Source organism: Acidiphilium rubrum, from assembly GCF_900156265.1.
GTDB classification, from domain to species: Bacteria; Pseudomonadota; Alphaproteobacteria; order Acetobacterales; family Acetobacteraceae; genus Acidiphilium; species Acidiphilium rubrum.
This window is the reverse complement of the sequence record NZ_FTNE01000023.1, coordinates 1-22760: the sequence shown is the minus strand read 5'-3', so window position 1 is coordinate 22760 and position 22760 is coordinate 1. Positions and strand designations below refer to the sequence as shown.

The following is a 22760-nucleotide window of genomic DNA, read 5'->3' as shown; positions in this document are numbered from 1 at the left end:
CCGCGATGCAAACCGGTCTCGCCACACCGCTGCCCTTCCTTGCCGATCTGACGGTCGCACAACGTGACGCGGCCTGTCAGGATGGGCCGGTACTGGTGCTGGCGGGCGCCGGAACCGGCAAGACCAAGACATTGACGGCTGCGATCGCGCGGCGGATCGCCTCGGGCGTCACGCCGTCCCGCATTCTTGCCGTGACTTTCACAAACAAAGCGGCGCGCGGCATGACCGAGCGCATCGCTGCCGTCCTGGGCGAGGGCGCTCAACCCGGATGGGTCGGCACCTTCCACGGCCTCGGCGCGCGGCAATTGCGGATCGAACCGGAAGCGGCGCATCTCCGACCGGGTTTCGACATCATGGATGCCGATGATAGCCGCCGGCTGCTCAAGCGCGTCATGAAATCCATGCAGATCGACGCCGCGATCGATGAGGGCATTGCCACGTCGCGTGATCCGGTCAAGCTGATGGCCAAGCGGATCGAGACCTTCAAGGACAATCTCATCGCGCCGGAAGACGCGGCGTTGCGGGTCGAGGGATTGATCGGAGCGGCCACCCGTGAACGCCGGCCGATCGATGCCGCTGGTTTCCGCGCGGCGGTGCCGGTTTATATCGAATATCAACGCCGACTGCGCGAAGCCAACGCCGCGGATTTCGGGGATCTGCTGCTCTGGCCTGCCAGGACCATGCAGATCGATGAAGCCTACCGGCTGCGCTGGGCCGGGCGCTTCGATTGCGTGCTGGCCGACGAATATCAGGACGTGTGCTACGTCCAATACGCCTGGTTGCGGCTACTCTCGGCCGATCACCACCAGATCTTCGCGGTGGGCGACGATGACCAGGCGATCTACTCCTGGCGCGGCAGCGATCTCGTCTATCTGCGCCGGTTCCTCAAGGAGTATCCCGACGGCAAGCTGATCCGGCTGGAAGAGAATTTTCGCTCCACCGCGCACATCCTCGATGCCGCGAACGGCGTCATCGCCCATGACGCGGAACGGATGGGCAAGACGCTGTTCACCCGCAAGCCCGCCGGTGACCCGATCGAGATCCTCCGCTTTGCCGACGCGGGTGCCGAAGCGAACGGGATCGCCGATGAAATCCAGCGCCGTCACGGCGAGGGGATCGGCTGGGATGACATGGCGATCCTGTATCGGAGCAATTTTCTCTCGCGCGGCTTTGAGGAGGCGATGATGCGCCGGCGTATCCCCTATGTGCTGGTGGGTGACGTCGGTTTCTATCAGCGCGCCGAGGTCAAGGACGCGCTGGCGTTCCTGCGCATCGCGACGACACCGGACGATGTCCAATCCGATGAAGCCTTCCGCCGGGTGATCAACACCCCGCCGCGCGGCTTCGGCCCGAAAGCCCTCGATGAATTGGAAGCGGAAGCCGCGTTCCGGCAATCATCGATGCTGCGCGCGATCGAGACCGCTGATCTGCCGGCGAGGTGTCGCGGCGCCGGCCTCAAATTCGTCGATCTGATCCGCCATGTCGGACAGGACACAAGGAGCAGTGTCGCCGATCAGATCTCCGCTTTGCTCGACGGGTCGGGCTACCGGGCGATGTTGCGGGCAAGTCGGGCAGAGACCACGGAGGATCGGCTGGAGAACCTGCAGGAGCTACTGGAAATAGCGGGCGGGTTTCACACGGCGCGGGAACTGCTCGACCATGCGGCGCTGGCGACCTCCGGACCCGGTGAGGATCGGGGCGAGCGGGTGAAGATGATGACGCTGCACAAGGCCAAGGGTCTGGAATTTCCGCATGTGTTTCTCCCGGGCTGGGAGGCGGGCGCGTTCCCGCCGCCCTATGGCGACGTCGCCGAGGAGCGCCGGCTCGCCTATGTCGCACTGACGCGCGGCATGCGTCGGGTCACGGTCTCGCATTGCGAGTACCGGCGCGGGTACGAAGCGCCGTCGCTCTATGTCGACGATATTCCGCATGGACATAAGGTGAGCGGTTGGTTGCGCGCCAACGCGCGGGTGAAATCAATGGGCTCAGGGCAGGCCAAAACGATCGTTTCCTGGCCGACTGACGCTGAACTCGTGGGGCGTATGGGAGGGTAAAACAATGACAGGGATTCCGGTCAGGGTGGAACATGGCGGGTTTGCGCCGGATCGCTTGGAAAGAACGACCTGATGGGCCTCGAAGATCGTGATTGGTTCCAGGAAGGGCGGGCCGAGCGTATGCGGCGGATAGAAGCCGCAACCAAACAGCAACCTCGCACGCCCACTCCACCACCTCCATCACCACCACCGCCGCCACCCGGCACGACCGCACACCGGCCAGCGGGACGCGGGCGTCGCTTTTCGTTCCACCCGATATCTTTGTTGTGGATTGTTGGTCTTTTCGCGCTGGCTTATCTGGTCGGCGGCCATGTCGAAGGCCAGCACGGTGGTTGGACGTCGCCGCTCGATCCTTTCGGGCTCATGCGCGCTGAACCGTTCCCAGCAAATGACACGGTTCATTGGCTGTCGACCCGACAGTCCGGCACGATGCTGGCCAATTTCACCGTGGTCGCGCCCCATACCGGGCCGCGCTATTATTTCGTCGAGCTGAGCGCTGAAGACACTCACCAACCTGTCGTACAATTTTATCTATGGCGCGGCATGTCGGTCTCGATCCGGCTTCAGCTCGGTGAATACCAGCTTCATTATGCGGAAGGTTCGCATTGGTACGGGAGCGGACGGATGTTTGGTGACAACGGCCGGATATTCGAGGCAGATCAACCGCTCGCCCTGTTCGCGACGGGCTACGGTGTGATGGGCCGGGTCGTTTACCTTCATCATGTTCTCGGCGGCAACCTCCCCGTCCATCACACCGGGCGTTTCTGAAATTCCCCCAACAGCAAAGGCGGCGTTGCATGAACAGCTTAAAATCCCCTGGATTGCCGATCGTCCTTGCCACGTTGTCCTTGCTGGCGGGATGCGCACTCCCCCAGGGGGGCGGCGTGGGTACGCCTAACCTCAATCCGGCGGCTCGTGGCCCGCTCTACTATCGATATATCCCCTCCGCGGCGCATCAGATCGGCCCGAATTTACCGTTTCCAGGACCAAATTATGCTCAGCAGAACCAGATCATCTCGCTGGCTGGATTCAACGGCGCCGAGACCGAAACGGGTATCTATACGTTCGTCTACAAGTTCTACGCAGGCGGCTTTCCGGCGGTGCAGGCCAGCGTCGAGCGATGCTACGCGATTTCAGAGCACTATTTCGAATACGAATCCGGCTTCATGCTCGGACAGGTGGTGCCTTGTGAGGCCGAAGACACGACGGCCTATTACTACAATCTTTTGCTCACGGAGAACTGGGGCTTCCCGTCTTATCCCTTCTTTTCCCTTAAGCCTTTCGCACGGCGCAGTCTGATCCAACTCAAGATCGCTCATCAAAATCTGGGATCAACCCATCTGTTCACCGATCGATTGACCCATGACATCAAGATCATATTGCCAACGCTGATCGAGCTGCCGGTGGCAGAGGATCGCCCGTGAGAGTTGGGCATCATTCGGCTAGCACTTCGGGTCTGCTCACGGCGGCCCTGCTTGCCGGTTGCGCGACCGGCCCGATTCCTAAAGTCGCTTCGGATGTCCCGACACCCGGCATGGCGAACCATCAGTCGGTGGCCAACGCCGATCGAGCGACAGCGCTTGCTTTTGAAATCGGCGATATAGCGTGTAGGCGACGCAGCCGAACCACCTAAAGGCGGCTGCTTACGTAGCTGTCGTCGAGTCTCCCATGATAGGCGACAGGGGCGATGATGAGGACGTCCGGTGAACGACCTCTGGCAGAAACCTGATCGTGCGACGAATTGGTTCCCCCGGTAGCGAGAGCAGCAATTACCCGGCATCGAACCGTCCAAACGGACCACATTAATGAACGGAGATAACACGTTTTTGTGACCGTTCGCCGCAGACGATAGACAGTGGGCATTCCGGGATGTCATCAGCATCACGATTTCTGGAGCGACCACAGATGTTCGAGACCTACCGCGTGAAATCCGGCGATTGCCTGTGGAACATCTCGAAACACCGGTTCGGTTACGGTCATTTGTGGCCCAGCATCTACAGCTTCAACAACTGGGCGGCGGCTCGGCGGATCCAGAACGCAAAATCGATCGTCGATCCCAACCTGATTTATCCTAAACAGCTCGTCCTGATTCCCGACCTCGACATGCAGTTACTGCGCCCTCTGGTCCGAAGCCCACGCCTCACATCGGTCATCGATGCAGCAGACCAGGCCGCGCGGGGCCACACGAACCGCATCGACCCGCGGTTGATCGCGCCGTCGACCATCGCCCGCGATCAACGCCGGAACCCCGCCGCCTATCTGCATTTCAAGCCGTTCTGGGCGTTCGAGTACGATCTCGACAATCTGAAGACCATCGAGTTCCACGTCGGTGCGTTGCAAGCCGAAGTCAAATGGAGCGGCACCATCCTGATGCAGCCAGTGCATGACGAAGCGCTGGTCACACTGAGCAACCATGGCGCGGTCATCTCGCAGGAATTCAAAGCGGATACCGTGCTCGGCGAACTCAGCACCGGCATCGACATGACCTACCAGCCGACCACCAAAAAACTAACTTTTTCCTGCAATCTCACGCGAGCCGGTCACGGCGTCGTGCCTTCGATCGCGTTTGAAGGCGACGACGAAGGGCCGAAATTCCTCCTGAAATGGCAGCCGTTTTCCGGCAATTTCCAAGGCTATTCGTTCATCGCGACCTGCCAGGCCGAGGTAACGATTAAGGCGGGCAGCGGAGGCGGGAAAACCGGAGAGAGTGGATCAACAAGTTCTGGACCCTCAACTGGTACCAACCCTTCGGCGCGATCGATTCCGGGTCCGCCGCAAAAGACACTCCTTGCTCGCCAAAATCCGTCCGCTCGATCGATTCCAGGTCCAAGCAACCGGCTGGTGATGAAAGACAAGATCAATAAGCCGTCGAGCGGAGTGGCACGACCAAACGGTCTGGCACCGTTGATCGGTATTCTGGGTGTTATCGGTCTAGGCCTTGCGACTACCGGTCAATTCATCGAACGGAATCCGGAGCTAGGGTTCTTCCTGGCCGCGGGTTGACCTAGCGTTATTGGTCTCGGATAGCCACTTGGCCGCGAGTTTATGTGCTTCCGCGATCTCGCGTCGTGACATCTGCGCTTCGAGATTCACGATATTGGATTTTATTTTGCGGATCAATGTGGTCTTTGGAAAGGCTTCAGCGATATAGAGCCACTTCAATGATTTCAGCTTACTTTTCTCGACTCCCTGCCCAAAATAATAGGAGACCGACAAGTCGTTCGCACCGTCTGACCCATGTTGTTCGATCGATTTTCTGAACCAATAAATGGCTTTGGAGTAATCTAATGCTACGCCGTAGCCATGAACATACATCCAGCCAAGACTGGCCTCCCCGGTTGGATTTCCCTGCTTTGCCGAGGATTGGTACAGTTGGAACGCTTTTTGGTAGCGATTTGGTATATTGGCAGACGTTCTGTACAAATATCCTAGAGTATTTTCACCGATGGAATTATTCTGGTCAGCGGACTTCTTTGCCCATCGAATAGCTGCTGCGCGATCTTTACTGACCCCCAATCCCTCCTGATACATATACGCCACCTGCGCCTGAGCACCGGCATCGCCCTCCTTCGCGGCCTTCAGGATCAAAGGAAAGGCTTTTACGAAATCGGGTTTATCCGCGTTGTAGTACCGCATGCCGGCGCGAAATTCGCTCTTTGCCTCGTTCGTTCGGGACGGTGTTTGAGCGCTGACGCGTCCAATGACCGGCAGCATGAAAACCGCGAAAAGGATAACTGCCGGAATGGTCACGCGGTTCATCAAAAAGCCTTGCGAGATGTTGGCTCCTCAACTTTAACACCATGGAAGCCGCTCGAAAACCATGGACAGGGACGAAGCCCTGACTGGATCGGATGATCTTCTTCGATGCTTCGGCCCTGATCGCTGATAGCCAGCGAGGAGGATGCCAATCGCCTCGCGGGTCGGCTGACACAGCGATTTCTTCGCCTTTGATACGGCGAAGTCGCACCAAGCTGCTCTGATCTTCAACGGGAACGATTTCCCGAAAACCGGGATCGTCACCTGACCGGCGGGTTCAACTATCCCAATTGCGTGATCGCTCAAAAAAACAGTTCGGACTGGCGATACGGTTTCGCACCGTGGTCTTCGAAGGGAGATAACCATGCGCGTTTTTCACCATTCGGCTATCGCTGCGGGTCTGCTCGCGGCGGCCCTGCTTGCCGGTTGCGCGACCGGCCCGGTTCCGAAAGTCGCTTCGGATGTCGTGGCACCCGGCATGCCGAACCTCCAGACGGCGCTTAACAATGCAATCCTGCGCACCGACCAGTCGGTCGATCAGCTCGATGGCGAGCCGGTGATGACCCTGGCCTCGGCGCGATTGCCGGAGGCCCTGCCCGGCGAACTCGAACAACGCATTCGGTGGAATTACGAGGGTAATCTCGGCCCGGCGGTTCGCGCACTCGGCACGCTGATCAATTACCATGTGGTGGTTCACCACCCGAAGGGTACGGTGCCGGTTCTGGTATCGGTCCATGCCGACCAGATCCCGGTCTCGACGGTGATCCGGACCCTGGGCATCGAGGCCGGGTCGCGCGCGACGGTCACGGTCATTCCCGCCGAACAGACGATCGACGTTCGATATCCCAGCCCGGTCGCTGCCGCGTCAGCGCGCGGCCATTCGTGAGGGGTGGGTCATGGCCAGAAAATATCGCCGTCTTCGGGTTCCGCGCCGCCCGGCACCCCGTCCATGCGTGCCCGTCAGATTTGTCCAGATGACGGATCCGGTAGGCGATTTCCTGTCGGGCCTCGTGTCGGGCGCGCGCCGGGGCGCGTTGTTTTTCCGTCTCGGCATCGATGATCCGTTGCCGCCCGAACTGCTCAATGCCCGAGGAGATTACCGATGAACCGATTGAGGCTTGTTATCCTTGCGGCCACGCTGCCGGCCGCCCTGTTCCTCGCGCCCGTCGCCCGTGCGGCGCAGGCACCGTTTCCCGAGGTGGGCATTTCGGACAATCCCGCCACGATCGCGCGGAGCCTGCGCGACAACGCCAATCCGCTCAACAATCCCGTCGCGGGCGCGCGGATCAATGGCATCCTGACCGGAGGGCAGGCACCGCCGTCCCTGAACGAGTTGCAGGCACTCCGACCGCTTGCGGCGAAGCACAAGTCGATCTCGCCGATGCGGCGTGCGGCGCTCAAGCAGAACGCGCTCAGCTACGGCGCGCAGGGCGGTCTCGCCGCGGAAAGCTACGCGATCAATCTGATGCTGGTGAATTATCAGGCCGATCTCGACCGGACATTCGATTTCGGGAAACTGATGGTCGATGTGAGCAACGGGCAGACCCTGTTGCGCCCGCCGATCGTCACCGAAGCGCAGATGGCCTTCGCGCTGGCGCCTGGCGGTCAGGTCGCAAAGCAAACCGATCGGGTTTACGAGATCACCCAGCAGGCGCAGCTGGCTTCCGCGCCGCCCAACTGGCGCACCTATCTGGTCCGGACCTGGGCGAAGCCGGTTCCCCCGCCGCGCTCGATCCGGCCGCGCTCGCGGCTGGAGGTGGCATACTGGCACAAATGGGTCGCTGAAGGCTGGGCGCTGGGCGAGGCGCAGGGGGCCCAGATCTTCCTCGATGATCTGAGCCGGCTGCAGAACAACTATATCGGGATGGTCCGCTACCAGGTGCTGCTCCGCGCCGGTCTCGTCGAATCTCCCGATCTGGTCTTTCATCATCAGGCGGTCTCCGGCGGGCGTAACCGCATGCTGATCGGCAACGACGTCATCCGGATCACCAATCAGCCGGGCCTCGATCCGAACGCCGCGCATTGGCACCCAACCGATGTTCCGAGTGGCGGGCCGATCGGCCAGCCGCCGGTGCGCTGAGGCGGTGGTGCTCATGGTCAGTCGCGGCCCCGATAATCGTCCGATCAAAGATTACCGGAAATTCCATCGTACCATCCTGAGCGATCCGTCCGACAATTTCGATCGGCCGATCGCGGTGCAGGAGTTTCTTCGCCGCGCGGTGCAGGAGGGTGTAAGCGAATTGTTCTTTGGCGATCTGCGGCCGGTGGTGGCGAAGATCGACTGGGAATTCTGCGCGGCGACGAACCATCTCCTCACGCCCCAGGATCTTAGGGGATTACGCAAGTTCCTGTTCGGCGATCATACCCAGCCCGCTAGCCCGCATCGCCACTGGCACAAGATCGGCCGGGTGCATCTGCGTGACAAGGAATACCTGCGCTACGAGGTCACCGAGACCGAGATCCATGACGCATCGGAACTGCGCGGCCATGAGATCGTCCTGCGGCTGCTGCCCAATGTTCTGCCCGATATTGAGTTCTATGAACTCGATCGCGAACTACGGGACCATCTGCCGCGGAGCGGTCTCGTGCTGGTCAGTGGCGGCGCGGATAGCGACGCGACGGGTTTGATCGCAGCTCTTGTCCGCTGGGTCGTCGAGGATCGGAGCGTCGAGCATCGCGCCGTCATCTACGCCCTGACGGATTACTCGTTCACCCAGGAACTCCGGCCGATCGCGTGGGAGAAATCCTCGATCCTGCAGGTCGAGACGCCGCCTGGCGAACCGCTGAACCGGGCGATGGTGCAGGCGACCGCGATCGGCGCGGACGTTGTGGCGATCGGTGCATGCCGGGATCCGGCGACGATGGAAATCGCGCTCGCGCTCGCGGCGGAGGGCAAGCGCGTGTTCGTCGGGGTCGGGACGAGCGGTGTGATGAACACGGTGGCGCGTGTTCTGGCTTTGCTGAGCCGGGGCAGGGGGGAGGACCACGCGCCGGGCCTGCCGGAACTCGCGTTGAACCTGCGCACGATCATCTCGCAGAAGATGGTCCGCAACCAGCAGGGATCGATCTCGGCGCTGCAGGAATATCTCATCGTCGGGCCACCCCTGCGCGAAGCCCTGCTCCAGACGGCACCGAGCGGCTGGCCTCTGCCGTTCCTGACCTATTTCGAAGCGGAGGGCGAGAGTTTTGCGGCCTGTGCCAGCGTGGCCCGCAATGCCGGCGTCATCAGCACAGAGGTATTCCGCCGTGTCGTTGCGGAAACCACAGCCCCCATCATTACCCGCCGGCCCGCCCGGGCGGCCGGTGCCACCCAGGCCAAGAAATCATGACAAACGGCAGCGCACCCCAGGTGGTCCCGACGTCCTTTCCGATCGACGCGACGATGCATTCCGACGATGGGGAGACCGAGGATTTTGCGATCGCCCTGAAACGCAGGATGGCCGATGGCCGGGCGCGGGGTCGCGCGGGCCGGCAGACCTATCCGGTCCTGGCTGTTGCGGCTTTGAGGCGAGATGCGGTCGAGACGGGGTGTGTCTTGAGCCCGGAAACCATCGGCAAGGGGGATCTTCATGCTTGAGCCCGCCCGACACGACCTGCGTATCGTTGTCGCTCCCGATATCCGACCAGAGGCTCCTTCGGGGAAAGACGCGCTCGCCTCGGCGCTCGACACGGATCTCACCTTCGAACCGATGCCGCCCCGGATGTACGAGGCGGACTGGAACCGGTTCATGGTCTGGGCCGCCGATCGCAACGTCTCGGACATCAGGCTTCAACCCTTCGCGCCGGCGTTCGTCCAGCGCTATGGCCGCCTGCGACCGGCGACAACGCGCGATCTCACCATTCCTGAGGTCGAGACCGCCACCAACCTGTTCTACGGCGCGGATGGGATGGCGCGGCTCAAGCAGGGCATGGATTTCGATGTCAGCTACAAGGCGCGACCGGAGCGCAATCGCTCGATCCGGTTCCGGGTCAATGCCACCGGCTGCGAGACCCACGGCGTGATCACGGTCTCGATCGTCGCCCGGGTCCTGCCCGAACGGGCACCCGATTTGTCGAGCCTTGCCCTGGAGCCCGAGATCCTCGCTGCGTACCGGATCAGCAAGGGCGTCGTCATCGTTAGCGGCGCCACCGAGAACGGCAAGTCGACCCTCCTGGCCGGGATGATCCGCGCGATGCTGCTCGATCCCGACGCCCATCTCTCGATCCTCGAATACGCCGCACCCATCGAATTCGTCTACGACGATGTGCGCGGTGCGTCGGCCCTGATCAGCCCGGCCGAGATCCCGCGCGACATGCCGAGTTTTGCAGCGGGTGCGCGCAATGCCAAGCGGCGCAATCCCAAAGTGGCGGTGCTCGGCGAGATCCGCGATGCCGAGACGATCGTGGTGATGTCGCAGATGGCGATCTCGGGCACCGCGATCTACGGCACGATGCACGCGGGATCGGTCGAGGAGACCACCCAGATCGCGGTCAGCCTCTGCCCGGTCAATGAACGCAATGCGGTCGCGGTGCAGCTGGGCCAGTCGCTGCGGCTGATCATCAACCAGCGGCTGGTCCCCTCGGTCGATGGCAAGCGCACCGCGCTGCGGGAGTTTCTGGTCTTCGACAAGGCGCTCAACCATCGCCTGGTCGGGGCCTCACCGGATGACTGGCCTTCGATCTGCCGTGAGGCGCTGCGCACCCAGGGGCAGAGCTTCACCGTCGCGGCCAACCGCGCGCTCGCGCAGGGGCGGATCTCCGAGGAGACCGCGTTCTATTTCAAGAAGGAGTTCGGCGATGTGGCGTGACACGATGAAGCCGCTGCGGCTGTTCATCATCGATGCCTGGGCTTTGGTCCCGGCCCTGATCTTTCTACTCTACTGGTCGTTGACCACGCTGGTGATCGCGCTGGTCGGGATCGTCTTCTTCGGCGTGATCGGGTGGTTCGGCGTCAACATCGTCGCCACCATGCGGATTCTGCGGCGCTGGTTGATCGGGCCGCTGCGCCCCGCCGTGCCGCGTGACCGCAAGCGGCGCTTCGTGTGAGCGGAGAGATGGTCATGAAATCTCCGACGATCTCAGAATCCCTTGTCGTGGTTGCCGGCTCCGGTCAAGCACGGTCGACGATCACCCGCCTGAGCGAGGCGTTTTCCCGGCTGTTCGTCATGGGACGGCGACCGGTGCTGCTGCGCGATCTCGACAGCTGGCAGCCGACCGTGATCTCGCCGTTCCTCGCCGCCCATGCGAGGGGCCTGCTGCCGCTGTTCGTCATGGCCGGCAACGCCGTCTGGCGCGATCTTGGTGAAACCCCGTTCCCGGTGCGGATGCAGGATTGCACGCGCGCGCTGGCCGGCATCGAACTGGTCTCGATCATCCCGCCGGACGGGGATCTGACGCCGCTGATGCTCGCGATGATGGAGGCGATCAGCCAGGTGGCCGATCAGACCGGCATCCTGGTCAATGAACTCGGCCCGTTGATCGAGCGTGCCCCCGGCGCCGAATGGGTGGGGGCTAAACTGGCGATGGTGCCAAGGCCCGCAGCGGAGGTCCCGTCATGAGACGCCTGACCGCCATCAAAATGGCCGGCGCGCTGATGGGCTTCAGGGTCGTTGCTGTTATTGGTGTTGCTGCTGCTGCTGCTGCTGCTCCCGCTGCATCAGCCGCGGACGCCTGGGCTGGACCCTATCACGACGCGCGCCGGCCGGTCGTGATCGCCGCGACGCCGCAGGCCGCGGATCACACGATCAGGTCATGCATCAACGCCGCGGCCGGGCTCTACCATCTCCCGCCCGCCCTGTTCATCATCCTCCTGCATGTCGAAGGCGGCCGTCCCGGCTTCGTCACCGGCAATACCAACGGCACCGTCGATATCGGCCCGATGCAGATCAACCAGATTTGGCTACCAACGTTGGCGCGCCATTGGCATGCGACAACACGGGCCACCTTCCGGGCGATCCGGGATAATGTCTGCGCCAACGTCGCGGCGGGAGGCTGGATCCTGGCGCGCTCGATCCGCGATGCCGGTGGCCATCTCTGGCAGGGGGTGGCGTATTACCATTCCCGCACCCGCCGCTATCAATCCGCCTACCTGCTGGCGGTGCTGCGCGAGGTCGAACGGCTCGAGGCAGAAGCCGAGGCGGGGGCGCAGGCCGGGGCCGGGGCCGACCACGCCCCATCGTCTCCAGGGAGTGGATCATGAGCGGCAATGTCCGCCAGCAGCAGGCGGCAGTCGAGAACATCGTCCTGTCGCTGGCGTTCATCCTGGTCGCCCTCGTCTTCGTGCTCGGCTTTGCCTGGCTGAAGGCCCATGCCGCGATCTCGCGCGCGGTTCTCGAGTTCATGACGTTCCAGATCCTGCATTTCGACTGGATGCACGGGCGCTATAACCTGGCGAACGAGATCAGGGCGATCCCGGCATCCTCCCTGTCCGTCATCGAATTGCTCCGGGTGGTCGGCGAGGTCTCGGCGCTGTTCGCTCTGCCGCTGTCGATCTTCGTGACCGTGCTCGGCATCGTTCTCGTCATCTACGCGCCGGCGAGCCGTCACGCGACGCCGCTCGACCTAAATGGGCTGATGCGGGTGCAAGCCCCGGTGTTTCGCTCGATCGCCGCCTATCTGCCGCGCCGCCTCGTGCCGGTCGCACCAAGCCTGCCTGTGCCACGGCCCGCCGATCCGGCGCTGCATCTCGGTGAGTGGCTGACCTGCCACGCCCTGAACGAGACGGGGGCGTTTCAGCGAGACCAGGCGGTTGCGGCGCTCGAGACGCAGCTCGGCAAGCCGTGGAGCGGGATCGATCAGGCCCCCGGCCCGGCGCGGATGATGATCGCGGTCTGCGGATTGCACGCCTGCCGCCGGCGCAAGGAGGCTGCGGCACTGCTCGGGCTGGTGTCGGAAAGTCTGGCTGCCAATGCCGCAGGTGAGGGGGACACGGGTCCTGATCACCCCCTCGTCCTGTCACCCTCCATCATGCAGGCGGTCGACCGGATTCTAGCCGAGAGCGATGTCCGCAACATAGTCGAGCCCGTTCTGCGCCAGCATGGCTTCGTGACCACGGCGGTGATGGGGTTGCTGAATTTCGCGCGGGCGCGCGCCGGGCTGCTGCCGCCGGCGCAGTTCAACTTCCTGAAACTGGTCGACCGGAACCTCTGGTACGCGTTGCAGTCGCTTGGCTTCCCCGTCTCGGAGACCGAGGATGGACCGTTCCCCAATCCGAAGATCGAGGCGCTGGGCGCACGGGCGCATTGGCAGACCGAACGCGCGGAGGGCACCGCGCTGGTCTTGCCGCATATCGAGATGGCGATCGAGCTCATGGTCGCGCGGGTGACTGCGGCGATCGCAAAGCAACAGCAGCTGAAGGATCTCAGATGAACATCACGATCTCGCACGATGGCGGGGCCATCGTTCTCCGCATCGAGCCGGCTGCCGGTGATCCACCGGTGGCAATCGGAGGGCTGGCGATACCTGGGCATGCCGGGGCGACCGGCGCGGGTGGGACGAGGCCAGCCAGCGTCAGGCGATCGTGGTTGGATAATCGGCCGGTGCGGCTTCTGGCGCTCGGCGCCGTTCTGGTGGCGTTCATCCAGATCGGGATGGTGGTCTCGGGCGCTTCCGGCACGGCGGTCCAACCGCCTGTCGCGATGGCACCGATGTCACTGTCAGGCGGCACGTCCTCGGGCGGCACTCCTTCAGGCGGTCCGTCATCAGGCGGGAGCTTGGGTGCGAAGGCAGGACACAGGGCGGTGCCGCCCGCCGTGGCGATCGGCGACGCGCTGGCCGATGGGTCCAGGCCGATCGGTAAGGTTCATCAACCCACGATCGCCCCGGGAACGGCGGCCGCGCAGGCGCGGTTCGGGCTCGACCCATGATCCCGCGCGAGGTCAAAGGCCCGGAGGCCAACACCGAACGGGCCGGGCCGCAGCTGACCCGCGATATCCGTCCCGGTTCGGTGCGGTTTCTCCAGGCGCTGCAGACCCCGCTCAGCGGCTTTCTCCTGATCGCGGGCGGGGTCGGATCATTCTTCGTGCCGGTGATCCTCGATCCTGTCGTGGTCATTTCCATCATCATCGCCGCCTATGTGCTGACACGCCCGACCATCCTGCCGATGCGCCTGCCGAGCTACGCCCGCGGGCGTGATCGCAACCATCCCTCGCCGCGGGACCGTTCGGCGCAGAAGCCGGCCGGGATCTTCTATCTGGGAGCGGATTTTCGGACCGGGCAACAGATCTGGCTCACCAACGAGGATTGCCGTCAGCATGGCGTGGTCCCGGGCACGACCGGCGCAGGGAAGACCTACACCCTGGTCAGCATGGTCGCGAATTCCCTCATCCACGGCAGCGGGTTCATCTTCGTCGACGGCAAGGCGGATAACAGCCTCTACGCCATGCTCTATTCCCAGGCCCGCCGCTTCAACCGCGAGGATGACGTGGTGGCGCTGAATTTTCTGGTCGCGAGCGGCAATCGCGATACCAACACCTTCAATCCGTTCGCGTCGTGCAACGCCGATGTGCTGCGTGAATTGCTGGTCAGCCAGATCGAGCGCAACCCGCAGGGCGGCGCCAACGATCCGAATGGCGTCTTTCTCTCGCGCGCGGTTGCTCTACTCGGTGCCCTGGCCCCCGTGCTGGTCTGGCTGCGCGACAACCGCAACATCCCGATCGATATCGAGAAGATCCGCCTCGCAACCGAACTGCGCTCGGTCATCGCCCTGGCGCTGCACGCGAAATACCGCCTGCGCGATCCCGAGGCCGGCACATTCACGGAGATCGATCTCAAGGAGGAACCGGCAATACCCCCCGCCTATCTGTTCCCGCTGCAAGCCTATCTGGGCGAGACCGGCGGGTTCGATGTCGGCAGTTTCGGCAAGGATACCTCCGCCGCGAAGATCGAGGAGGCCCTGCGGCGGAGCGATGAACCGGCACGGCAGCATTCCTTTGCCGTGATGCACTTCTCCCAGACCTTCACCCAGATGGCGGTATCGCTCGGTCACATCTTCAAGGTCGAGAGCAGCGACATCGACATGCGCGATATCGTGCTCAACCGCCGGATACTGGCGGTCAATCTCCCGACCCTGGAGAACTCCGGCGAAAGCACGGCGGCGCTGGGCAAGATCGTCGTGGCGACGTTGCGCAACATGATGGCGCAGACCTTGGGGGCGGATCTCGAGGGAAATTTCGACGATATCATCGCGAACAACGCGGCCGAGTCCGCGACGCCGTTCCCGGTGATCTTCGATGAGGTCGGTTACTACGCCGTGACCTCGATGGACAAGATGATGGCGATGGGGCGCAAGCTCGGCTTGTTCTTCCTGCTCGGGTTTCAGGAGATCGTGGCGCTCAAGGTCAGGATGGGGGAATCAGCGCTGTCCATGCTCGGCAACGCCAATCTCCAGATCATCACCCGGCTGCAGGAAGGCTCCGAGACCAGGACCTATATCGAGAAGACCGCCGGCGACACCTATGTGACCCAGGCGAGCCGTTTCGATGCGACGGGGGTGGGCGGATATTCCGAGGGCATGCAGGCCGAGGTCCGCCAGGTCTCGCGGGTCGACTGGCAGGATGTCAGGGGATTGATCGAGGGCGAGGCGATCATGCTCTACGGGCGCTTCCGGGTCTATGCCAAGACGTTCGATGCTGAGCCGAAGGCGCAGGGGGCTTTGCGGATCAATCGCCCGATTGCCTTGCTGCCCGCCGGAAAGCAGGCGGGCATGACGCGCGCGGGCTGGGTTCAGGCAGCACTCACCGCGCTGAAGGAAGATGCGCCGGCGACGGCCGAGCCGGGCGGGGCGTTCGAGGCGATCATCCGATCACTGGCGCCGACGATCGAGGCGGTGATGCTGAAAGCCGCACCTGGCGCGTTGGTCGGTGAGGCCGGCGATGCGGCGTTCGGCGGTGCTGCCACCGCGGCACTCGCCGGTCTTGATCCGGCAATGCGGGCACCCGGCCTCTACTATCAGGCGTTCCAGGTGTTTCCGCGCATGCCCGAAAATGCACCGGACGGCGATGGGAGCAAGCGTCCCCGCTATGATTTGAAACGCTTCATGCTCCAGCGCCCTGTCATCCACCGTGATGACGCCAAAACCGGCGCGGGCCGACCGGTCGAGGGGGCTCCACCGGATCAGCAGCCGTCACCGGCTGGCCGCAATCTCATGACGCTCATCCCAGATGAGGAACTGCGGATCCAGGCGGCGCTGGGCGGCATCGCGGTGCAGGCCTACCTCGCCAGTCTGGACCATCTCATCGCGGTCTTCGGCCAAGCGATCCCGCCGTCGGGCTCGACCGAACCGGGCGAAGTCGTCCTGATGGCGGAGCTCCCGGTGCCGCCGGCACACGAGAGCGGGTCGGCGGATGATCCCTCGACGCCGGGGCAGGCAGGAAAGGGTGAACAGGGCGCGGCGAAGCTCGCGCAGGGCGCACCTCCTGCTCCGCCCGCGTCGCCCGCCTCCCATGACCGCGCTGCTGCGACTGAAACCGAACCGGCGCCAGATGCCACGATCCAGCGGCGCATGAGCCCGGGACAATGATCAGGCAGGGGAGGATTCCGTGCACGGCCTGATCCATTCGATCGAGCGAGCGCGCCGCAATCTACGACATCGAATTCCGGATCATGCGGCACCTTACCTTGCCGCAGGCCCTGGCGATTGGCGCTGCCGCCGGGACGGTTGTGCTCTGCAGTGCCCGGCTTGGCGGATTCAGGCGCTTAACCCGGCGATATCGATAATGCGGGCGATCGGAATACCGCTCAATCGGGGCTGCCGAACTGCCGAGTCCGAAACATTTGCCAACCACGATTCGTGTGAATAAACTTTCATCAAGGGATGGATAGAATGGAGCATCAGGGTATGTTCGCAATCCGGGTCAGCCTGACGGGGTTCGCTCTGGCAATGCTGATCTCGGCATCGTGTCGGGCGGCCCTGCCGGCCCAGCCGATCCCTCGCGCCGTCTATGCCGGCGTCCAGCTGTTCCGGAAATACGATCAGAGCGGTGGCATGTCCCAGGTCGTGCAGGCGGTAAACGGGTGCTATCGGGTGATGGCAACGTCGCCCGGCTTGACCCTGGGCAAGATCGAGTGTCTCGGCGAGGATTCCGCGGCCTATGAGATGTCGATCGCGATGACACGGCTACACGGGTTTCCGCCACTGCCCTATTACACCCAGACGGAGTTTTTTGGCCGGACCGGCACCGTTCTCAGGAACGCCGGTATCCACCCTGCGGCTGAACGAAATCACCTGATGTCGAGCATTCTGCTGATAAGCGGGCAGGATTACCACCAAACGGCAGGACAAGGCGACCATTGAGCGTGCCGATAATCGTGACCTGGCTGCGGACGCCGTGATGCGAAGGGCCAGTGGACTTCCCCGGATCGCTCGGACCCCCTTCCGTGCCGGCCACATACTCTGGACCGACGACGAAGTTCACACGCCGATCGCCGGGGAGGATCGCAGTCTGGGCGGCAATCTGCTGGGGTATGAACCGCATGGCCCCACCATGCCACTTCTCGCCGACTTGCTCGATAGGGATATGTTCCTGGATTTGAAGCGGCTCGTGGTTCGTCGCTCCGAATTCAAATGCGAGGCCTGCGGCAGGACAAATTTCCAGCGGCCGTTCGACCGGTGGGAATATGACAAACGCAGCAAAATTCGTACCCTTCGTCGGCTGCTATGCCTCTGCAAGCAGTGCCATATCGCCAGCCTGCGTAAGTTCGACCGGCCGCTTCATCCCCTCGATCCGAGAGACGCGCAGATGCGGCGAGGCCGGGATATCACCTACGAGCAACTGCAAGTCTACGCGGCTGAACAGCAGCGAACCATCGAGGGTTTGGCGAAGATCAAATGGCGGTCCGATATATCGATCCTGACCCAACGGGCATTCGCCAAATTGCCCGCGCCCAATGATCGGCTGATCGTGAACTATCCCGACCCTCCGGTAGCACCACCCGCGGATCGTATTGCGGTTCGGTTTGGGGCCAGATCGCTTAATTCTGGTTATCGTCGTTTTACGTGCTTGCAGCCTGACGCACCAGCGATGGCCGAAGCAAAGAGGTTATGGCCTCTGTTGAAGGAGTATACGGCGGATGAGATCTCGGCGATCACCGGTATCAAGCTGTATCGTCTGCACCACGTTCTGGGGTCACGACAGGTTGCCGCCTACTACCCGGATGCTCCGAAAGGTCGGTTGATCTCGAACTATCGTGAACCTGACCCTGAAGCTGACAAGCGCGCGATGGCCAAAGCAAAAAAATTATGGCCTCGGATAGACAAGTATCTGACGCTTGAGATCGTGGAGATCACCGGCATCAATCTGACGCGTCTTTATAACGTTCTGGGGCCACGACGGGTTGCTGCCGCCAAGCTGTCTGGTGGGATGAACGGGAAGGTGATCAAGCAGAGGAGACCTAAAAACGGAGTGGGTAGGGAGCCGGCGGGTAGGACAAAAACTTGACGCGGACCGCTCCGGACGGGGATCAAAAAACGGCCCGTGCCGGTGAGCGGAAAAGAAAACAGGCCGTTTTGAAGGTTAAATAATCAAAGCCTAGCGCATACCCAGGCTTTCGTACAGACAGCAAAAGTCGCCGGACGTTTTTCATGATGGTGCTACTGAAACACGTTTCTATTGATTATTTATTCGTATTTTTGATGTGATTTATTATTAACTCATTGATGACTTTATATTTCTCAATTGATGCCGAGTGCCCGGTTTTATCAACAACGTGATACTTTCCTCCTGACGCTGTAGCTATGTTTTTCGCTTCCTTGGCGCCATAAGCATGATCCTCGTCGCCGGCGATAGCAAACACAGGAACACGACAATCTTTCAACTCATGAAGAATCGACTGACGGAAAACGACTTGATGTGCTGAATCCGCAATGGATTTAGGAAGATTCAGCATCTTCTGACGCCAATGGTTTTTTTCTTTGACGCGATCTGGATCCGCAAGAAAAGTATCACCGAACATGATATACATGAGCGTATCAATTAAGGGTTCAGTTCCGTTTGCTGCCATCGACTCAACGAGCGGAGCAAAATCCTTCTTCTTATGCTCTTCTTCACCAGACGAGTTTATCGGCACAACCGACGCAATCAAATCGGGGTATCGGGCAGCAAGCCTGAGCGCAATAAAACCGCCCATAGAATTCCCGATGACGTGACATGGCGCAAGGTTTAGCGCGCTGATAAGACCTGCCGCGTCCTCGGTCAGATGGTCCATCGATTGCTCGGCGCGCTCGGCCGGACTGCTCCTACCTTGGCCACGATGATCATACGCCACTATCCGATAATCACCGGCCAGTTCGTCTCGCTGGTGATGAAACATCGTATGATCAAAAAATAGGGAGTGGCTAAACAGAATTGCGGGCTTAGCAATATCCCCGGTGTCTTCGACCCATAGTTTGCAGCCATTAACGGCGATATGTTGCATTACATTTCCCCCATTTTTTAGGTTTTACTATTGTCGAAAAATAATAATAATGAACTGTTGACTATACTTGCCCGCTGGTGCCCGCTTTTAAATCCAAACCAAACGAGGTGTTTCACATATTTGGTGGACGCAAAATGGGCCTTACTCTAATAAGAGCCGGACCGAAAATGATAGTTGAACGATTTCAGTAGGTTGTGATTCAGTTCGTTTGCGATGACGAACGGAGACACGATGGCCTGGACTGAAATCGCTCGGCAACGATATTGCCGGGCCGGATTGCGCTACGCAAGCGACCTCACCGATGCCGAATGGGCCTTGATCGAACCGTTCATGCCGACGCCGTCGCATCGGGGTCGGCCCCGAACGGTGGCGCAACGACGGATCATGGAGGCCATCTTCTATATGCTGGCGACCGGCTGCCAGTGGCGGCAGATCCCGAAGGAATTCGCGCCGTTCACCACCGTGCAGGGGTATTTCTACCGCTTCTGTCGCGACGGCACGCTCGATCGCATCAATCACGTCCTGGTCATGCAGGCGCGGGAAATGGCTGGACGAGAGGCTTCGCCTACAGCCGGCGTGATCGACAGTCAGTCGGTCAAGACCACCGAAGCCGGAGGCCCGCGTGGGTTCGATGCCGGCAAGAAGATCAAGGGCCGCAAGCGTCACATCATCACCGATACAATCGGCCACCTCGTCGGTGCGATCGTTCATCATGCCGGCATTCAGGACCGGGATGGGGCGCCCGACGTGCTCAAATCCGTCAAATCCCTGTATCCCTGGTTGCGGCATGTGTTTGCCGATGGCGGCTATGCCGGCCCCAAACTCAATGGGCGCCTCGCCAAAATCGGCAAATGGACCATTCAGATCGTCAAGCGGTCGGACGCCGCCAGCGGGTTCGAACTCCTGCCGCGACGCTGGGTGGTGGAAAGAACCTTCGCCTGGCTCGGCAGATGCCGGCGCCTCGCAAAGGATTTCGAGGCCACCGTTACCAGCGCCACCGCATGGCTCTTCCTCGCCCATATCCGCCTGCTCACAAGGAAAATCGCCCGTCAACGATAGCCGCACTACCATTCAGATTCGGGCTCTAAGAGGCGGACGCAAGATGTTCCTTGAACCAGGCGCAGGCCGCTCCAGAAGCCTTGTCAAAATCGTGAACGTATGCGTCAAAATGGCCGCCGTTCAGCATTACAAGCTTCTTGGGTTGCAGCGCTTGCTCGTAAGCTGACAATGCCTGATCCGCGACGGTCAGATGATCGCCAAGACCGACGATCAACAAAAGCGGCGTCGGACTAATGTGCGCGATATGGATCCCGGGTTCATATTCAGTGAACATCTCCACTGAACGCAGAGTTACCTCATTCCGCCAGGAGGGCGCCCGCTCCCTGTGGGTCGCAGTGAACCAAGCCCAGGAATCCGCCGTCGGCAGCGCTGCGGGACCAGTGGAGTCCTCCGTCACAACCGGAATCATCGCGGGCTGACCTCCTTTGTACCGGTTCCGTCGGTCTTCATCGAACATGCTGTGGAGTCCACTGAATACGTCTGACCGGATCAACCGCCTCGCATTGGCGTGACCACTTATTAGCGGAACTTGCGACACAACTGCCTTCACCCGGCGGTCAGTGGCCGCCACAACGAGCACATGCCCACCAGAATAGCTCGATCCCCAGATACCAATTTTCAGCCGATCCGTTTCTGGCAGAGTTTCAGCAAACGTAATCGCGTCGCGATAATCCCGAATTTGCTGCCACGGATCGATCTCCTGACGCGGCTCGCCGTCACTGCCCCCGAAATTACGATTATCGAAAACCAGCGCCGCCATGCCGGCTTGGCAGAAGATTTCGGCGAACCGATCAAGGTGCATTTCCTTGACGGCTGAAAAACCATGAGCCATTATAATTGTCGGAACTGACCCGCTGAGGCTCGCCGGTGTAAAATGCCACCCGCGGAGTATCGTCCCATCTTCCGTTGAAAATTCAATGTCCTTGCGCACTTCCTGACTCCCTTTGGTTTTGCTTGTTTAGCAATCATACCATTGAAGGGTGAATTTCCGTAGCTGCTCATCCCCGCCGGGCGGCGTGTTGAATCGATTGTGAATTGACGTGACCACGTCGGATGGGATTCGACGGAGGCGTGACCGAGCTTCCTGATTTATCCCTTCTGTCGCACGCTGAGAAAGACGCGCTGATCCGCGCTCTGTGGGATGCACTGCAAGTTTCGGAGCGGCGGAACGAGGAACTGACGGTCCGGCTTGCTGCTGCGGAACGCCGGATTGCAGAGTTGGAGGCGCGGCTGAACGAGCCGGCGAAGCGGCCGGATAATTCGAGCCTGCCGCCATCGCGCGGGCAGAAGCCAAACCGGCCTAAGAAATCTCCGCGCAAGGGGCCACGCAAAGGCAGTCTCGGCCGTGCGGGTGGCGGTCGCTTGCTTGCCGAGACCCCCGACCAGACGGTGATCGCGAAAGCCGGGCATTGCCAGCACTGCCGTGCCGGGCTGACTGATGCGGATCAGCGCCTCGCGCAGCGCTATGACAAGATCGATCTGCCGCCGATCAAGCCGGTCGTCACCCGCGTCGAACGCTATGCCGGCCATTGTCCGTGCTGTGGGGCGACCACGCTGGCCGCCGTCCCGGAAGGCATGGAAGCCGGTACCCCCTTCAGCCTCAACCTCGTGGCGCTCGCGATTTACCTGCGCGTTATCCATGCTGTCAGCTACCGGCGGCTGTCGCGCCTGTTCACCGAACTTTTCGCCCTGGCGATCAGTGAAGGCGCGCTGGATGCCGCATTCCGACGCGCCAAGCCGGGCTTCGATGCCGATGTCGGCGCCATCCTCGCTCGGCTGCGCCGCGCACGCGTCGTCTGTTCCGACGAAACCTCAGTGCGGATCAACGGCCGGACCCATTGGAACTGGGTCTTTCAGAACGACGACGTCGTCATCCATGTCATCCGGCCAAGCCGGGGCGCCAACGTCGTCGCGGAGATCATGGACGGCCATCGCCCCGCGATCTGGGTCTCCGATCTCTATGGCGCCCAGCGCAATCATGCCGATAACTGGCAGATTTGCCTCGCCCACCAACTCCGTGACTGCAAATTCGCGATCGAAGCCGGCGATGAGATCTTCGCACCCCGAATGAAGGCTCTCCTGCTCCGCGCCGTCGTGCTGGCACGGCGCCATCGCACCCTCGCGGATGCCACAAGGCGTGCCTGGCGGCGTCGCCTCGACCATGACCTCGACGCCGTCATGGCGCTCGCCCCGATCAACCGCCACGGCAGACGATTACGCCGACGATACGGCAAGGTTCGTGATCATCTGTTCACCTTTCTCGACCACCCCGAGGTCGCTGCCGACAACAACGGATCGGAACGCGAACTCCGGCCCACCGCGACATATCGCAAGGTCACCGGAGGATTCCGGTCCAACTGGGCCGCCGATTTCTTCGCCAACGTCCGATCCGTCGTCGGCACCGCCGCTCGGCACGGTGTTGATGCCTATACCGCCATCAAAAACGCCGTCACCGGAGCATCAATGCCGATCGAACTCCTGCCGGGTTGAGCAGATACG

At 61.6% G+C, this 22760-nt stretch carries 23 protein-coding genes; 20 read left to right on the top strand and 3 right to left on the bottom strand.

What is annotated here, in order from left to right:
• The first annotated feature begins 5 nt into the window (after positions 1-5).
• The 4 genes from BW994_RS14550 (at position 6) to BW994_RS14535 (ending at position 5057) form a co-directional block, all read left to right on the top strand.
• A complete protein-coding gene (locus tag BW994_RS14550) occupies positions 6-2054 on the top strand; it encodes an ATP-dependent helicase (protein ID WP_076454667.1) in 2049 nt (682 codons plus the stop codon).
• A 72-nt stretch (positions 2055-2126) separates the two neighbouring features.
• A complete protein-coding gene (locus BW994_RS14545; protein ID WP_139334133.1) occupies positions 2127-2822 on the top strand; it encodes a hypothetical protein in 696 nt (231 codons plus the stop codon).
• A 29-nt stretch (positions 2823-2851) separates the two neighbouring features.
• A complete protein-coding gene (locus tag BW994_RS14540; RefSeq protein ID WP_139334132.1) occupies positions 2852-3478 on the top strand; it encodes a hypothetical protein in 627 nt (208 codons plus the stop codon).
• 481 nt (positions 3479-3959) lie between these two features.
• On the top strand, positions 3960-5057 hold the full coding sequence (locus tag BW994_RS14535) for a LysM peptidoglycan-binding domain-containing protein (RefSeq protein WP_029311996.1): 1098 nt from the start codon (positions 3960-3962) through the stop codon (positions 5055-5057).
• Here the strand turns inward: BW994_RS14535 and BW994_RS14530 are convergent.
• The gene (locus tag BW994_RS14530; protein WP_051657359.1) at positions 5031-5813 is read right to left on the bottom strand and encodes a tetratricopeptide repeat protein; all 783 of its coding nucleotides are present in this window, start codon (positions 5811-5813) and stop codon (positions 5031-5033) included. The two genes, BW994_RS14535 and BW994_RS14530, sit on opposite strands and share 27 nt — an antisense overlap.
• Positions 5814-6174: 361 nt before the next feature.
• Here BW994_RS14530 and BW994_RS14525 point away from each other — a divergent pair, with 361 nt between their 5' ends.
• From BW994_RS14525 to BW994_RS14465, 14 genes are all read left to right on the top strand, one after another.
• Complete coding sequence (locus BW994_RS14525; protein WP_029311994.1) at positions 6175-6696, top strand: DotD/TraH family lipoprotein; 522 nt, start codon at positions 6175-6177, stop codon at positions 6694-6696.
• Positions 6697-6784: 88 nt separating this feature from the next.
• Positions 6785-6916, top strand: coding sequence for a hypothetical protein (locus BW994_RS20465; RefSeq protein ID WP_281174438.1), 132 nt, complete (start codon positions 6785-6787; stop codon positions 6914-6916).
• Positions 6913-7890, top strand: a complete 978-nt coding sequence (locus tag BW994_RS14520) for a type IV secretory system conjugative DNA transfer family protein (protein ID WP_076454665.1) — start codon at positions 6913-6915, stop codon at positions 7888-7890. The genes BW994_RS20465 and BW994_RS14520 overlap by 4 nt, the downstream gene beginning before the upstream one ends.
• Complete coding sequence (locus BW994_RS14515; RefSeq protein ID WP_217696468.1) at positions 7847-9139, top strand: ATPase, T2SS/T4P/T4SS family; 1293 nt, start codon at positions 7847-7849, stop codon at positions 9137-9139. The genes BW994_RS14520 and BW994_RS14515 overlap by 44 nt, the downstream gene beginning before the upstream one ends.
• Positions 9136-9387, top strand: coding sequence for a hypothetical protein (locus tag BW994_RS14510; protein ID WP_139334130.1), 252 nt, complete (start codon positions 9136-9138; stop codon positions 9385-9387). Before BW994_RS14515 ends, BW994_RS14510 begins: the two co-directional genes overlap by 4 nt.
• Positions 9380-10597 carry a type IV pilus twitching motility protein PilT gene (locus BW994_RS14505; protein ID WP_081849093.1) on the top strand — a complete coding sequence of 406 codons (1218 nt, stop codon included), beginning with the start codon at positions 9380-9382 and terminating at the stop codon, positions 10595-10597. The genes BW994_RS14510 and BW994_RS14505 overlap by 8 nt, the downstream gene beginning before the upstream one ends.
• Positions 10587-10835, top strand: a complete 249-nt coding sequence (gene icmT, locus BW994_RS14500) for an IcmT/TraK family protein (protein WP_029311989.1) — start codon at positions 10587-10589, stop codon at positions 10833-10835. Before BW994_RS14505 ends, icmT begins: the two co-directional genes overlap by 11 nt.
• A gap of 14 nt (positions 10836-10849) precedes the next feature.
• Positions 10850-11347 carry a hypothetical protein gene (locus tag BW994_RS14495; RefSeq protein ID WP_139334129.1) on the top strand — a complete coding sequence of 166 codons (498 nt, stop codon included), beginning with the start codon at positions 10850-10852 and terminating at the stop codon, positions 11345-11347.
• Entirely contained in the window at positions 11344-11988 is a 645-nt protein-coding gene (locus BW994_RS14490; RefSeq protein ID WP_139334128.1) for a lytic transglycosylase domain-containing protein, read from the top strand. Before BW994_RS14495 ends, BW994_RS14490 begins: the two co-directional genes overlap by 4 nt.
• Complete coding sequence (locus BW994_RS14485; RefSeq protein ID WP_051657356.1) at positions 11985-13157, top strand: secretion/conjugation apparatus DotM-related subunit; 1173 nt, start codon at positions 11985-11987, stop codon at positions 13155-13157. The genes BW994_RS14490 and BW994_RS14485 overlap by 4 nt, the downstream gene beginning before the upstream one ends.
• The gene (locus BW994_RS14480) at positions 13154-13654 is read left to right on the top strand and encodes a hypothetical protein (protein WP_029311985.1); all 501 of its coding nucleotides are present in this window, start codon (positions 13154-13156) and stop codon (positions 13652-13654) included. The genes BW994_RS14485 and BW994_RS14480 overlap by 4 nt, the downstream gene beginning before the upstream one ends.
• On the top strand, positions 13651-16308 hold the full coding sequence (locus BW994_RS14475) for a type IV secretory system conjugative DNA transfer family protein (protein ID WP_051657355.1): 2658 nt from the start codon (positions 13651-13653) through the stop codon (positions 16306-16308). The genes BW994_RS14480 and BW994_RS14475 overlap by 4 nt, the downstream gene beginning before the upstream one ends.
• Before the next feature lie 303 nt (positions 16309-16611).
• On the top strand, positions 16612-17082 hold the full coding sequence (locus BW994_RS14470) for a hypothetical protein (protein ID WP_217696467.1): 471 nt from the start codon (positions 16612-16614) through the stop codon (positions 17080-17082).
• A gap of 37 nt (positions 17083-17119) precedes the next feature.
• Complete coding sequence (locus BW994_RS14465; RefSeq protein WP_029311982.1) at positions 17120-18226, top strand: hypothetical protein; 1107 nt, start codon at positions 17120-17122, stop codon at positions 18224-18226.
• Between the two features lie 175 nt (positions 18227-18401).
• Here the strand turns inward: BW994_RS14465 and BW994_RS14460 are convergent, their stop codons facing one another.
• A complete protein-coding gene (locus BW994_RS14460; protein ID WP_076454662.1) occupies positions 18402-19202 on the bottom strand; it encodes an alpha/beta fold hydrolase in 801 nt (266 codons plus the stop codon).
• Between the two features lie 231 nt (positions 19203-19433).
• On the opposite strand from BW994_RS14460, the gene BW994_RS14455 reads away from it, so the two are divergent.
• Positions 19434-20261 carry an IS5 family transposase gene (locus BW994_RS14455; protein WP_029311981.1) on the top strand — a complete coding sequence of 276 codons (828 nt, stop codon included), beginning with the start codon at positions 19434-19436 and terminating at the stop codon, positions 20259-20261.
• A gap of 25 nt (positions 20262-20286) precedes the next feature.
• Here BW994_RS14455 and BW994_RS14450 read toward each other — a convergent pair whose 3' ends face one another.
• Positions 20287-21192 carry an alpha/beta hydrolase gene (locus BW994_RS14450; RefSeq protein WP_029311980.1) on the bottom strand — a complete coding sequence of 302 codons (906 nt, stop codon included), beginning with the start codon at positions 21190-21192 and terminating at the stop codon, positions 20287-20289.
• A 122-nt stretch (positions 21193-21314) separates the two neighbouring features.
• Between BW994_RS14450 and tnpC the strand changes: the two genes are divergently transcribed.
• Positions 21315-22751, top strand: coding sequence for an IS66 family transposase (gene tnpC, locus BW994_RS14445; RefSeq protein ID WP_029311979.1), 1437 nt, complete (start codon positions 21315-21317; stop codon positions 22749-22751).
• The last annotated feature ends 9 nt before the right edge of the window (positions 22752-22760 follow it).

Excerpts from the sequence above, each read along its gene's own strand:
- BW994_RS14550 (WP_076454667.1), top strand. The coding sequence starts at position 6 with ATGCAAACCGGTCTCGCCACACCGCTGCCCTTCCTTGCCGATCTGACG.
- BW994_RS14545 (WP_139334133.1), top strand. The coding sequence starts at position 2,127 with ATGGGCCTCGAAGATCGTGATTGGTTCCAGGAAGGGCGGGCCGAGCGT.
- BW994_RS14540 (WP_139334132.1), top strand. The coding sequence starts at position 2,852 with ATGAACAGCTTAAAATCCCCTGGATTGCCGATCGTCCTTGCCACGTTG.
- BW994_RS14535 (WP_029311996.1), top strand. The coding sequence starts at position 3,960 with ATGTTCGAGACCTACCGCGTGAAATCCGGCGATTGCCTGTGGAACATC.
- BW994_RS14530 (WP_051657359.1), bottom strand. The coding sequence starts at position 5,813 with ATGAACCGCGTGACCATTCCGGCAGTTATCCTTTTCGCGGTTTTCATG.
- BW994_RS14525 (WP_029311994.1), top strand. The coding sequence starts at position 6,175 with ATGCGCGTTTTTCACCATTCGGCTATCGCTGCGGGTCTGCTCGCGGCG.
- BW994_RS20465 (WP_281174438.1), top strand. The coding sequence starts at position 6,785 with ATGACGGATCCGGTAGGCGATTTCCTGTCGGGCCTCGTGTCGGGCGCG.
- BW994_RS14520 (WP_076454665.1), top strand. The coding sequence starts at position 6,913 with ATGAACCGATTGAGGCTTGTTATCCTTGCGGCCACGCTGCCGGCCGCC.
- BW994_RS14515 (WP_217696468.1), top strand. The coding sequence starts at position 7,847 with ATGTTCCGAGTGGCGGGCCGATCGGCCAGCCGCCGGTGCGCTGAGGCG.
- BW994_RS14510 (WP_139334130.1), top strand. The coding sequence starts at position 9,136 with ATGACAAACGGCAGCGCACCCCAGGTGGTCCCGACGTCCTTTCCGATC.
- BW994_RS14505 (WP_081849093.1), top strand. The coding sequence starts at position 9,380 with ATGCTTGAGCCCGCCCGACACGACCTGCGTATCGTTGTCGCTCCCGAT.
- icmT (WP_029311989.1), top strand. The coding sequence starts at position 10,587 with ATGTGGCGTGACACGATGAAGCCGCTGCGGCTGTTCATCATCGATGCC.
- BW994_RS14495 (WP_139334129.1), top strand. The coding sequence starts at position 10,850 with ATGAAATCTCCGACGATCTCAGAATCCCTTGTCGTGGTTGCCGGCTCC.
- BW994_RS14490 (WP_139334128.1), top strand. The coding sequence starts at position 11,344 with ATGAGACGCCTGACCGCCATCAAAATGGCCGGCGCGCTGATGGGCTTC.
- BW994_RS14485 (WP_051657356.1), top strand. The coding sequence starts at position 11,985 with ATGAGCGGCAATGTCCGCCAGCAGCAGGCGGCAGTCGAGAACATCGTC.
- BW994_RS14480 (WP_029311985.1), top strand. The coding sequence starts at position 13,154 with ATGAACATCACGATCTCGCACGATGGCGGGGCCATCGTTCTCCGCATC.
- BW994_RS14475 (WP_051657355.1), top strand. The coding sequence starts at position 13,651 with ATGATCCCGCGCGAGGTCAAAGGCCCGGAGGCCAACACCGAACGGGCC.
- BW994_RS14470 (WP_217696467.1), top strand. The coding sequence starts at position 16,612 with ATGGAGCATCAGGGTATGTTCGCAATCCGGGTCAGCCTGACGGGGTTC.
- BW994_RS14465 (WP_029311982.1), top strand. The coding sequence starts at position 17,120 with ATGCGAAGGGCCAGTGGACTTCCCCGGATCGCTCGGACCCCCTTCCGT.
- BW994_RS14460 (WP_076454662.1), bottom strand. The coding sequence starts at position 19,202 with ATGCAACATATCGCCGTTAATGGCTGCAAACTATGGGTCGAAGACACC.
- BW994_RS14455 (WP_029311981.1), top strand. The coding sequence starts at position 19,434 with ATGGCCTGGACTGAAATCGCTCGGCAACGATATTGCCGGGCCGGATTG.
- tnpC (WP_029311979.1), top strand. The coding sequence starts at position 21,315 with ATGGGATTCGACGGAGGCGTGACCGAGCTTCCTGATTTATCCCTTCTG.